The following is a 9,950-nucleotide window of genomic DNA, read 5'->3' on the forward strand; positions in this document are numbered from 1 at the left end:
TAGGGGATGATGTCGCCGTCGACGCCGGGCGCGAGCGCGACGCCGAAGACATGCTTTGTCGCGGCGGCGGAGAGCGTCGCGGCGACGGCCTTCCCATTGGCGTCGCTGGTGAGCTTGTCGCCCGCCGCGATATTGCCGCCGGCGATCGCCTCGCTCTGGCCGGAGATCGCGACATCGACCATCTGCCCGGCCGCCGTCGCGCCGAGATCGGCCGCGCCGGCGATCTTGTCTGTCGCCGCCGTCGCCGGCGCCACCTCGCCGGCGTTGCCCGTGAACTTCACCAACCGCTTGGCGGTGATCGCGGCCGAAGCCGTGAAGCTCATATGCGTTGCATTTGCCGCGCCCATGGACGCCTCCTCGTCGATCGCGCCGCGTCAGGCGTCCGCGAAATGCTTGTCTTGCAGGATGCCCACTGCGGTGAGGAAGTCCGGCGCCTCGCCGTCCTTCACCATCTTGGTCGCCTTGGCGGAGAGCTGCGCCGGCGTCGGCCTCTCGTCGGCGCCGCCTTCCGGCGGAGCCTTCCTGTCGAGGCCGGATGCGGGCAGCGTCACGACTTTGGCGGCGAGCAGCTTGGACACGGACTCGAAGCCCGCGTCGCTCGCGCAGAGCGAAACGTAATGATCCTTCTCGGCCGGCAGAATTTTCTTGTCCCTCAGCGCGCTCTCGATCAGCGCGTCGACCTTCGCCTTGCGCGCTTCCGTCTCGATCGTCGCGAGCCTGGTGGTCGCGATGGAGAGCTGCGAGACGGTCTCGTCATGCACCTTCTTCGGCACATATCCGTCTCTGAGCGCGGCGAGGCACGAGGCCTCGCTCGCGTCGGCGGAAAGGCCGAGCGCGGCGGCGATGTCTTTCATGGACGGCTCCTGTCGATCCTGTGAGTGAGCAGAGGCGAGCGCCGGCTGATTGCCGAGCGCGGGCGCGGTGACGAGCGCGACGGACCTGATCCAGGTCGCCGCGCCATCGGCGGTGTGGAAGAAATCCGGCGAGACGAAGCGGTAGGATTTCGCGGAGAGCAGCGCCTTGCCCTCGTCGAGCCAGTCGACCTTGCCCTGCAGCGCGCCGCCCTCGACGCGCATCTGCGTGATCCAGCCGACGGCCGGCGCGGCCTTGCCGTCCCTAGCGGCGATGGCCGTCGCATGATTGACGTCGATCGGGAGCACGACGCCATCCTTCTCGAAGCGAGCCATCAAAACGCTCGCGTCGATGCTGAACTTTCGACGATCGCGCGTTTCGATATCGCCGAGCGACGGAAAGATGGTGATCCACTCCGGCGCTTCGCCGGGAAGGGCGAAGGCGAGCGCGTGGAAACAGAAATCCGGGGCTTGCGGAGCGGTCTTCATGATGTGCAAAATCACGCATCGGCCGAAGCGATTGCACGGTGAAACCTTTCACCTCCGCCACGCCTTCGCAGCACGGCGCAGCCGGCCCGGCCCCCTCCTTTCAGGATCGATTTTGAACGGCATTAAAAGCCTTTGAGCGCGTCTTTCGAGCGCGACCTAGGGAATGGGCCCAGCGCGGGCAAAACGCACGTCCTCGGCCGTTTCTGGGTCCGGCTTGAAATTGCTCGGCAGGCGCGGCATATTAAAAGTGCGCGGCGGCCCGAAATCGGTAGTGGTGGCGCCTAAGCCTACGGAGTGTTGCTCGTCCTCCCCGCCGCGCTTCTTGCTCTCACCTTTTCAAGTTTGGCGCGCGAAAAGATATGGATCGATGCGATCCGCATGATTTTCCGCTCCGACATTTGCACGACAATTTTCAGCAGCCGGGCGGCATTCTCGATGAAGAACGACCGTTTGCCGGCTTGCCCTTCGTCGATCATCTCCGCGTCATCGATGAACTCTTGGAGCCGCTTGAAATCCTCGAAGGTGATGGGCACTTTATCTTTTCCCGTCTTCAAGCGGATGACGTCGTTCGAAGCCCAGATGATCGGCGATCGAGCGCCCAATGTCTCGGACGACCGGCCTGATATCGCGACAGGAATCGAGAATCTCTCTTCGAGCCCGAGGAGCACCTCGGTCGACGGAGACGAGAGGATGTCGTTTATTCGCGCGCGCGCTGCCGTCTCACCGGCGACCTCGAGCTGCTTCGCGACATTCTCGACCAATGTCTTTGCGCGCGAGAGCCCCGGATTTGTCCCCCACCCCGGGTCGATTCCCACCGGCACATGCACGATCTCGCCGGTGCGGCGATTGAGGAAGGGCTTCGTCTCGATCGTCGGTGGATCGAGCGAATAGCCCTCCTTGCCCTTCAGCTGCTCATATTCGTAGCGCGTGATTTGCCGCACGGCGCATTTGCAGTGCCAGCCGTTCGGCGGAAAATGCGTCGACCAGAAGGCATGGTCGACTGGCAGGATGACGCCGGCCCAGGCGAGATGCTGAATGCGCGGCTCGGCGCTCGTCGTGCGCACATAGAGCAGAAAGGGCAGGCCCTTCTTGGTGCGCTGGATGCGCTCCCATTGGCCCGCCGCGCGCGCCGTGCGCACATTGCTCCAGAAGATCGTCTCGAGCCGCCGCGGCCGCGAGAAGTCGACGAGCTTCGAATCCCATTTGCCGCTCGGATCGTCGACCTTGCGAGGCCCGAGCCAGCCGAGCTTCTGCAGCTCGGGGAGCAGACCCTGCCGCCATGTCTCGAAGCCCTGGCCGCTCTCGATCGCCTTTTGAATGCTTTCCTTGAACAGCCGGAGCAGCTCGGTGTCCACCGCCTTGGCGACGGTGAACGCATAGGCGTGCTCCTGGCCCCACACATCGAGCCAGGAAAAGGCGGGCTGCCGCCCCTTGTCGCTGAAATAGCGGGTGACCTCTGGCGGGGTCTGGAAGCCGCGGCTGACCGGCTTCATCTCAGTCCTTCAGATCGCCGAGGCCGCGCGAGATCGCCGTCGCCCTGGCGAGCCGGTCGAGCAGCGGGCCCGTGTCGATCTTCGCCGTCTCGAGATTGGCGAGCGCCTCCTCGAATGTCGTCGCCTCGCCGACGGCCGCGAGCAGTCCGGCGAGCAGAGGATCGACGATCTCCTGATAATCGGAGAGCGCCTCGTCGACGAGCTCGTCCGTCTCGTCGATCGCCGTGACGGCGTTGGGATCGTCGGCGGCGAGCCGTGCGGATGAACGCGGCGCGGCGCCGCACATCGGGCAGCCGCAGCCTGCGCCGAGCCGTGCGCCCCGCATCATGTTCATGTTGTGCGCGACGAGCGCCGCCGCGAGCTGCTGCGACGGCGGCGTCGGGTCGGGTATCGTGCGCGGCGTCTCGCCCGCCTGCGGCGCGAGCAGCTTCTCGCCGTCATCCGGTTCCGGGATAGACGCCTTCTTGCGCGCGTAGGTTTGGCCGACCTCGAGGCCGAGCGGCACAGCGACGCCGAGAAAGTCCGCGAAGGCTTTGAGGTCCTCTGCCTGCGCGATCTCGAGCTGGATGACGGGATACACCGCCTGCGGGCCGAAGTTCATCGCGACGGCGGGCTCGATAAGATCGCGTTGGAGTGTCGCCGCCGTCTGCCGCGCGTCGCTGCGCTGGATATCGTGGCGCACCTCATTGTGCACCTTGGCCTGTCCGAGCGAGCTGCCGTTCTCGGCCGTCATCGTCTGGCCGATCACGACGAGCGACACCTTGTCGTCGAGATATTTGATCAAATGGCCGAAGACGGCCTCGCCGCGATTGCCGTTGACCTCCTGGAAGTCGATCTCCATGCCGGCCGGGAGGATCGCCGCCGCGTCATTGGCGATGGAGCGCACGGCCCGCAGCAGGGTCGCCTTGTCCGCAGCGGTCGCCGCCGGGTGATATTTGCCGATGCGGAACGGAATGCCGTAGATCTCCGCGAAGGCGGACCAATCCTGCAGCGCGTAGCTCTGCGCCATGAACGCCCAGGCGGCCGAGCGCGCGAGCCCTGCGCGGATCGGCAGGCCCGCGCGAATATTCGGCTCGTGCCGGATGAAATAGGGAGTCGTCACCTCGAGGCCGAGCGCGCCGGCCTCGTCGAGCATATGGAGCTTCGTCAGCCCGGTGTCGTCGTAGCGGAAATAGCGCGGGTCCCGATATTTGTAGGCGGTCGGCCGCAGCGCTCCCGCAGAATAATCCCACAGCGGCTCGATGACGGAATAGCCCTTGCCGAGTCCATCCTGCATGTCCTGGATCATGTCCCGGAACATCGGATGCTCGGTCAGCGACTGCACATAGTCGACCACCTTGGCGTCGACGCCCTTTGGCGCGGAGACGGACAGCGTCACGCCGTCGATGGCGAGCCGCCGCGTCTGCAGCTGCGAGGCGTAGTGGAGATATCGCTCCTCCATGTCGAAGGCGAGCGTTAGATAGGCGCGCGCGAGCCCATGGTTCGCCTGCCGCATGATCCCAGCCAGCTTGCCGGGCGTGAGGCCCGTTGCCTCCACATCGAGCATGATCGCCCGCGGGCCATATTGCTCCGGCGCCGCGATCTCCTGTGTGAGGAGCGCAGGGTCGATCGGATTTCCGTCGGGGCCGAGGAGCTTCGATCGCTTGGTCTCTACCACAGTCCGCGCTCCTCGCCGGCCGCCTCGGGACAGAGCCAGTCCGCGGCGCCGCCGTCCGTCGCCTCGCTCGCCGGCTGATAGCCATATTCGACCGGGCCGAGCTGGCTCGCATGCCACATCAGCGCGCCGGCGATCGCCGTGTCGCCGTGGCGCTCCAAGCCGTCGAGCCCTTTGAAACGCATGTCGTCCGGCACCTTGATCACGCCGCCCACATAGGCGAGCGATTGATGGTCCTTCAACACATCCTCGTCGCGCGGCAGCACGATCGTCTGGTCGGTGAATGCCTCGATATAGGGAGGCATGTTGACGCGATACCATTCGCTCGAGAATTTGACCTCGAGCGCGCGCTCCCCCCAACGCTGCACGGCTTTCTCGGCGAGATAGGCGCCGTTTCCAGTCGCATCGAGCGCGGCGCCCGAGAAGCGAGGCAAATGATCGCCGATGAAATACAGCACGTCGCGCTGCGTATCGAACGGCACATTATGCATTTCGAGAATGAGCCGCACGCGCCTGGTCAAAATAGCGTCCGTCTCGCCGACGACGACGACGGACCCGTCGCCCGACCGCGCGAAATCCTGGCCGAGATAATGCGGCCGCTTCGGATCGAGGCTGTCGAGGATCGGCCGCAGCTTCTCTCTGCAGAAGGTTTCCGCCTCGGCCTTGCGCACATGCTCGGGGAGATTCTTGAACTCATCGCGCAACGACCAGCGCACGATCGGCGCGCCCGTCTCCATGCAGGCCTCGATCTGCACACGGGTGAGCGCCGCGCCCTCGGCCTCGGCGGGGATCGCGTCCAGCTCCTGGCGCATGGCCGCCGTGCGTGAGCCATAGGGAGCGCGGATCTTCGCCTCCCACGCGACCTTGCCTTCCGGCGTCGGCGTCTTGCCGGCAATGAGACAGACGCGCTCATAGAGCCCGTTCTCGACCGCGGTCGAGAACGGAATGAAATGCCAGTTGAATGTGACCTCGCCCGCCGCCTTGCGCGCCTTCGACTCTCGGATCAGCTCGTTGAACGGATTGAGCACGCCGTTATGCGTGCTGATGATCCGCACCTTGCCGCCCCAGATCAGCAGAGCGCCGACCGAGTCCAGCACCGCGCGCACGTTCTGATGATAGGCGGCCTCGTCGATGACGACCGCGCCCTGCAGGCCGCGGATATTCTCCGGCCGCGATGACAGCGCCTCCACGCGGCAGCCACTCGCAAAGCGCACGCGGAAGGCCGAAATGAATTTCGACGAGCCGTCCTCGCGCTGATCCTCGAACAAGAACTCCTCGACCTCCGCGAGCTCGCCCGCCACGATCTTTGCGAAATGCGCGACATAGCCGATAAATTCCCGACCCTTGTCCTTAGTGTCGCCGATATAAAAAACGTTCTGTCCGCCTTCGGATCGCTTCTTGGCGGCGAGAAGAGTGTCGTCGAGAGCCTCGGCATAGGTGATCCCTGTGCGTCGCCCCTTTTCGGCGCCCTTCAGATCGCTCTCGTCCTCGATCCATTCCACCTGGTGCTTCATCAGCACGCCGGCGGCGAGCGGATCGTGATCTTCCGGCAGCTCCGAGCCGCGCGGCAGCTCCGCCGGCAGAGCGGCGGGATCGCGGGAGAGGACGGGCTGCTCTCCGGTCATTCGCAGCCATCCACGCGCGCCAGCTCATCGCAGAGCGCTTGGTGGCGACGCTCGCAGTCGGCGCATGCCTGCGCGTCATCCGCTCCCACGGCCGCCGCCCATGCGGTCTCCAGGGTGTCGATATCGGCCAGGATCTCGGAGAGCGTCCTCACGTCCTCACCCCCAGCACATCGCGCCGAATCTGCGCCACGCGCTCGGCCGACAGCCCGGCCTCGCGCGCGACGGCGCCGATCGCCTTGTCCGTTTTTTCCTTAAACTGTTCCTCGAGCTGCGCGCGCCGCGCCGCCGAGAGCTTCTGGCCTTGGATCACGGCGAGATAGCCTTGCGCCAGCTCCTTCGCGCCCTTGGTGTCGATCGCCTCCGGCCCGGAGTCCAAATGCTCCATGATCAGCATCTTGATCATTTCGCCGATGACGACATTCGCCTCGTCGACATGCTCGGGCGAGAACTGATCCGCGAGGCCCGCGAAAATCGCGCGGCTCTCGGCGACGCGCTTCGCCGCCATCGCGACACGGACGGCCTTGCGATTGAATGCGCTCTTGCTGATCAGCGGCAAGCCTTTGTCGGCCAGCCGTCCGTTCAGCTCCTCGAGGATTTCGGTTTGCGTTCGCTTGCGGGCGTTGAGTTCCGCCATCGCCCAGGCGATATCCTCTTGCCCCTCATCGGGCATGAGGTCGAAGGAGTCGAGCCGCCCGCGTCCATCGCGCGCCATCGCGTCACGCCTCCGGCGAGGGACGTTTCACGCCCGTCACGACGATGCGGCGCTCGACATGATCGAGCCCCTTTTGCGTGAGAGTGGCGATCTGCACGCTCGACTGCCTGACGAGCGTCACCGCGCCGATGTCCTCGAGCCAGCGAAGCTCTTCATGCACCCAGTCCCGCGTCCGGGTGATGGCCCAGCGCGATTCGAGGTCCTCTCGGAGGGCCTCGCTATTCCATCGCCGATCGGGCTGCTCGGAGATGTCTCGCAGGATGATGAGCCGCGCATGCTCGCGGATGACGTCGGTCGCGCTCATTTGCGGGCCTCGGCTTGCACGGCGCGGTCCTCCGCGCGCTCATACTGAGAGATCAGCGTCTCGATCTTGTCGAGCATCGCGTCGAATTTGGCGTCGAGGCGCATGATCTTCGAATCCAGCTCGTGCAGCTCGTCTTTTGTCGGGATGTGCTTCAGCTCCACCTCGACCTTGGCGACGCGGCTCTCGACCCCGTCGACGCGCTCGAAGACACGGCGCAGGTCCGCTTGCACGCCTTTCAAATCCTGCTCGACATCGTCGAGCGCCTTGTCGTTCTTGCGCGCGAAGGCGGCCCAGACGCCGAGGCCCATCGCAGTGGCGGTGCCAGCCCATTGCGCCGCGGTTCCCCAATCCATCGCCAATGCCCCATAAAAATGCGTGGCCGGCCATCAGGATCAGCGCCGACGCGGCGCCGAGGGAGAGGCCCGCGACGAGGCCGATCGCGTCGCGGGCATTGTCGGAGAGGCGACGCACGCCGTCAGGCGGGCTTGCCGATCGGCGTGCTCGTGATGATGCGCAGGCCGATGTTGGCGGCGCTGACGATCGCCACGGCCGCCTGCGGCGAGACAAAGTCGGCCCAGTTCACGCCGACGATCCAGGACAGCAGAGCCGGCAGCACCACGAGAGCGCCGTTGATCAGCAGAGTGCGATAGCCTTTCAGAGGCGGCGAGACGGACGTGTCGTCGAAAGACATGATGCGATTTCCCAATCTACAGCTTGCCGGGTTCCGCCCGGCGCGGATCAGCGAATGGCGAAAGACAGCGCCGCCAGCCACGGCGCCAGAAACGAGACCAGCCCGAGCGCGACGGCGCTGGCGCCGACGATGATCAGCACGGCCTTGATCGATTCCGACATTTGAGATCTCCGAGTGAGCGCCTATCGGCGGCGAAAGGTGAGATCGCGCGCCAGCGAATAAAAGCCGACCGCGAATCCGAGAAAGAAGCCGATGACGAGCCCGGCGAGCAGACCGACGAGGAGTAGCGCGGCGCCCTCCATCACGCGGCCTCGCCGATCTCGGGCGGCGCCTCGCGGCTTTGCGTCAGAGCGTCCAAAAACGCATCCGCATAGCCCGCGACGAGCTTTGCTTTGTCGGTTCCATTGATGATGCGACGCGCGCCGATGTAATCGCGGCGGCGGGTGTTGATGTAGTCGATGAGCTTGCGCCCCGTGAAGGTGCCGAAAACCATTCCATTGAACGCGACATTGAGCGCGATCGGCCAGGACAGAGCGTCGTCGGGATTCTTGATTCCGAACTTTTTGTAATTGGCCTCCCAGGTAATCTGGATCAGGCCGCGACCGAACCATGGGTAATACGGCTTCCTGCGCAAATAGGTCCGCAAGAAGTTGTCCTTCTCCTTAACCGGCTGCATCGTGTGGCCAGTCTCGTGCTTGATCGTCGCCAAGACATACGCCAGCTCATCATCGAGCATGTGCTCCCACTTCTCATCCCGGTAATCCAGGACGCGTCCAATCCCGTCCACCTGTCCTTTTGAGAGCGTGCCGCCAAACAACGAGTGACGGATGCGACCGAAGAAATATTTGCGATTGATCGGATTCATGGCACGCTCCATCGGCGATGGGCCGAGCGACGCAGCGTCGCGAATGATCCCGAAATTGCCGGAAGTCGCGCCCGATTTGCGCGGTGAAAGCTTTCACCGGACCTATTCGTCGAACAGGTCTTTCTGGCGACGATCGCGCCGGTCGCGCATTCTGGCCTTGTGCCAGAATATCTGCCGCCGCGTCACATTGCAGGCCTGCGCGATCTCATCGGCCGCCTCGCCTTTCGCGATTCCGCGCCGGATGGCCCTGACGCGCGCATGCTGGCCGCGACGCGGATCGGCGGGCAGGACGATGTCCTCCCCGCCATAGAGCTGCGCCAGCGCACGGGCGCCGTCACGGCCCATGCAGGCGATCAGCCAGTGATCATCGGTCAATCGGCGCGGAACATAAATGCGCGTGCCGCCCTTCGCCGCGGCGAGGCTCATCGCCGCATCCAGCGACGATGCCTCGGCGATCTGCCGCAGGATCAGCGGCAGCGAGGAGTAAGGGCCGACGCCGCGGCTCATGCGCCAGCCTCGAATTTGTCGAGCTCGTCGGAGAGCGCATAATCCCATCCCGGCCGACGCGTGCGCGCGAACAGCTCGCAGCGCCGCGCGCCTGGCGCGAAGGCGTCGATGAGCGGATACAGCTCCTCGGGCTTGCGCGAATGCTCCCGGCGCACGCCATCGAAGGGCGAGACGAAAGACTGGCCGCTGCTCGGCTTGCCGATCGCACCGATGAGCAGCGTCTCGTCTTGCGAGCGCACCAGATATCCGAGGCCTATCGCGGGCGCGCCGCTCGCAAAGACCTTGCGCCAGTTGACCCGCGACCGATAGCCGAAGCCCCAAGAACGCATCACATAGAGCGCGTCCGCCAGATGCGGCGCCGTGCTCCACAGCAGCAGCCACGCATGTCGACGCGCGAGCCGCCCGACATCGAGCGCGGCGATTTCGGTTAGCGGCATGCAGCGATATTGCGCCAGCGGCGTCTTCGCCTTCCCGGCGCTCGAATAAATCTCATATTCCCACGGCGGGTCCGCGAGGATGAGATCGTAGGATTTCGGCGGCAGAGCGCCGAAGGGCCAGGGCTCGCTCACCGCTCCCGCTCCTCGGCCGTGAATCCGATCCGGCGGTGGTCGCCGACGACGGTGACGACGACGCCCTGGTCGACGACATAGATGAGGCCCTCGCATTTGACCGTGTAGCGCGTCTGCTCGAGCGCGCCGGCGACCGCGGCCGCGCGCGCGAGCGACGCCTCCATGCTGGCGTGCAGCGCCTCGACATCGA

16 protein-coding genes are annotated in these 9,950 nt (G+C 65.2%); 1 reads left to right on the plus strand and 15 read right to left on the minus strand.

Annotation, left to right across the window (positions count from 1 at the left end):
• Positions 1-347 (minus strand): capsid cement protein (locus K3F48_RS22830; protein ID WP_222577743.1); only part of this gene is annotated, 347 nt, incomplete at its 3' end.
• A 27-nt stretch (positions 348-374) separates the two neighbouring features.
• Positions 375-1,256 carry a phage protease gene (locus K3F48_RS22835; protein WP_370631483.1) on the minus strand — a complete coding sequence of 294 codons (882 nt, stop codon included), beginning with the start codon at positions 1,254-1,256 and terminating at the stop codon, positions 375-377.
• Between K3F48_RS22835 and K3F48_RS25075 the strand changes: the two genes are divergently transcribed.
• Positions 1,137-1,382: a hypothetical protein gene (locus tag K3F48_RS25075; RefSeq protein WP_370631484.1), complete on the plus strand. Its 246-nt coding sequence runs from the start codon at positions 1,137-1,139 to the stop codon at positions 1,380-1,382. The two genes, K3F48_RS22835 and K3F48_RS25075, sit on opposite strands and share 120 nt — an antisense overlap.
• A 245-nt stretch (positions 1,383-1,627) precedes the next feature.
• On the opposite strand, the gene K3F48_RS22840 is transcribed toward K3F48_RS25075, so the two are convergent.
• The 13 genes from K3F48_RS22840 to K3F48_RS24670 all read right to left on the minus strand — a co-directional run.
• Positions 1,628-2,833: a phage minor head protein gene (locus tag K3F48_RS22840; RefSeq protein ID WP_222577745.1), complete on the minus strand. Its 1,206-nt coding sequence runs from the start codon at positions 2,831-2,833 to the stop codon at positions 1,628-1,630.
• A 1-nt stretch (position 2,834) separates the two neighbouring features.
• Complete coding sequence (locus tag K3F48_RS22845) at positions 2,835-4,490, minus strand: DUF935 domain-containing protein (protein WP_222577746.1); 1,656 nt, start codon at positions 4,488-4,490, stop codon at positions 2,835-2,837.
• Positions 4,484-6,112 carry a hypothetical protein gene (locus tag K3F48_RS22850; protein WP_222577747.1) on the minus strand — a complete coding sequence of 543 codons (1,629 nt, stop codon included), beginning with the start codon at positions 6,110-6,112 and terminating at the stop codon, positions 4,484-4,486. The genes K3F48_RS22845 and K3F48_RS22850 overlap by 7 nt, the downstream gene beginning before the upstream one ends.
• On the minus strand, positions 6,109-6,264 hold the full coding sequence (locus tag K3F48_RS22855; protein WP_222577748.1) for a hypothetical protein: 156 nt from the start codon (positions 6,262-6,264) through the stop codon (positions 6,109-6,111). Before K3F48_RS22855 ends, K3F48_RS22850 begins: the two co-directional genes overlap by 4 nt.
• Complete coding sequence (locus K3F48_RS22860; RefSeq protein WP_222577749.1) at positions 6,261-6,824, minus strand: DUF3486 family protein; 564 nt, start codon at positions 6,822-6,824, stop codon at positions 6,261-6,263. The genes K3F48_RS22855 and K3F48_RS22860 overlap by 4 nt, the downstream gene beginning before the upstream one ends.
• Positions 6,825-6,828: 4 nt before the next feature.
• The gene (locus tag K3F48_RS22865) at positions 6,829-7,128 is read right to left on the minus strand and encodes a hypothetical protein (protein ID WP_222577750.1); all 300 of its coding nucleotides are present in this window, start codon (positions 7,126-7,128) and stop codon (positions 6,829-6,831) included.
• Positions 7,125-7,481, minus strand: a complete 357-nt coding sequence (locus K3F48_RS22870) for a DUF2730 family protein (protein ID WP_222577631.1) — start codon at positions 7,479-7,481, stop codon at positions 7,125-7,127. The genes K3F48_RS22865 and K3F48_RS22870 overlap by 4 nt, the downstream gene beginning before the upstream one ends.
• Positions 7,482-7,603: 122 nt before the next feature.
• Positions 7,604-7,819, minus strand: a complete 216-nt coding sequence (locus K3F48_RS22875; RefSeq protein WP_222577751.1) for a hypothetical protein — start codon at positions 7,817-7,819, stop codon at positions 7,604-7,606.
• Between the two features lie 182 nt (positions 7,820-8,001).
• Positions 8,002-8,124 (minus strand): hypothetical protein, encoded by a 123-nt coding sequence (locus tag K3F48_RS24665; RefSeq protein WP_255609656.1) that lies wholly within the window; start codon positions 8,122-8,124, stop codon positions 8,002-8,004.
• Positions 8,121-8,684: a hypothetical protein gene (locus tag K3F48_RS22880; protein WP_222577752.1), complete on the minus strand. Its 564-nt coding sequence runs from the start codon at positions 8,682-8,684 to the stop codon at positions 8,121-8,123. Before K3F48_RS22880 ends, K3F48_RS24665 begins: the two co-directional genes overlap by 4 nt.
• A 102-nt stretch (positions 8,685-8,786) precedes the next feature.
• Complete coding sequence (locus K3F48_RS22885; RefSeq protein WP_222577753.1) at positions 8,787-9,191, minus strand: hypothetical protein; 405 nt, start codon at positions 9,189-9,191, stop codon at positions 8,787-8,789.
• Positions 9,188-9,760 carry an MT-A70 family methyltransferase gene (locus K3F48_RS22890; RefSeq protein WP_370631482.1) on the minus strand — a complete coding sequence of 191 codons (573 nt, stop codon included), beginning with the start codon at positions 9,758-9,760 and terminating at the stop codon, positions 9,188-9,190. The genes K3F48_RS22885 and K3F48_RS22890 overlap by 4 nt, the downstream gene beginning before the upstream one ends.
• Positions 9,757-9,950: hypothetical protein (locus tag K3F48_RS24670; protein WP_255609659.1), on the minus strand; the 194-nt coding region annotated here is incomplete at its 5' end. The genes K3F48_RS24670 and K3F48_RS22890, both read right to left, overlap by 4 nt.

Source organism: Methylosinus sp. Sm6, from assembly GCF_019802345.1.
GTDB lineage: Bacteria > Pseudomonadota > Alphaproteobacteria > Rhizobiales > Beijerinckiaceae > Methylosinus.